Consider the following 1,112-nt stretch of genomic DNA (forward strand, 5'->3'; position numbering starts at 1 on the left):
TGCTTGGCTATATCCCCGGTAAGCCATCCCTTAATTGGTTTTAATGGGTTATGGCGAATCGGAAGCCTCTTGTTAGGAGCCGCTTTTTGACGGCCACCACGCCCAAAACAAGTAATTAGTAGTGGCTGGTGAGTTTTAATTTTCAACCGGGTCGGGGTGCTTTTTCCCACACAAGCCGCATCTAGCCAATGGGTTTTCGGTAGTCCTTGAACCGTCCGATTATATTTTGTTAAACCTCCAGTGCCAATTTCAATGGGTAATCCAGTTAGCTTCAGGCTGTTAAACAATGCCCATCGGGTAGAGTTGACGGCCGCCGCATTTTTCAGGGGGGCCTTGGCCTGAACTAGCAACCGCTTCAAGATTTCGGGTTTTTTTTCCAGAAACTGCTCGAGTGCCTGAGAACCTTTTTTCTGATGGCATTTATGGCAAGCAATAGCCAGATTGCTAACTCGGTCGGAACCACCCTGGCTTTTTGGCTGAATGTGTTCGATTTCTAAAGGGATATTTTGGCCACCACAGTAGGCACACTGGTGCTGCCATTTCGTCAACAGATATTCTCTCAACTCGTATCCTAACAAAACCCCTTGCTGGTATTCAACTCCAGATATTTCGGGGTTTTGCAGCTTTTGGGTGTCAAATCGTACCAATTTCATTGATATGTCCGTTATCGGGCATGAGGAAATCAGTCGATTGACCCAGGTCAAGGTGGTTTCAACTCGATGTTTGAGGCTGGGAGCCAACCATCCATCTGCGCGCTTTCTGTTATTGAATCGGGCTTGACGGTAACGAGTTTTTCGGCAACGACGGTGGCGGCGAACCACGCGATGTGCAGTTAACTTGGCTCGGATTCTATCTCCTGTATGAGTCAATTCAGCCCCCCAGATAACTGTGTCCCGACTCTGATTAACTAGGGCAATACCCGTCACTGATGCCCCTGGGTCTAACTTTAGCCGTAATGGTTCATTGACCGGGTTCTCAACAGTTTTCTTGAGGATAATTGTAAATGGATAAGTCCTAAACACTGCGGCCAAACCCTGCTTCAAAAGCTTTCTGGCTCTGGCCCGATGAGTGGGACTTAACGGTTGCCCCAGTGTGTCAACCACAAAAACGTA

Annotated in this window: 1 protein-coding gene; it reads right to left on the bottom strand. The window is 47.9% G+C overall.

All coding sequences use genetic code 11. The features are described 5' to 3' along the window. Positions 1 to 1,112: RNA-guided endonuclease IscB (iscB, locus tag P5674_RS25090; RefSeq protein WP_315670417.1), on the bottom strand; the 1,112-nt coding region annotated here is incomplete at both ends.

Source organism: Limnospira sp. PMC 289.06, from assembly GCF_032350395.1.
GTDB classification, from domain to species: Bacteria; Cyanobacteriota; Cyanobacteriia; order Cyanobacteriales; family Microcoleaceae; genus Limnospira; species Limnospira platensis.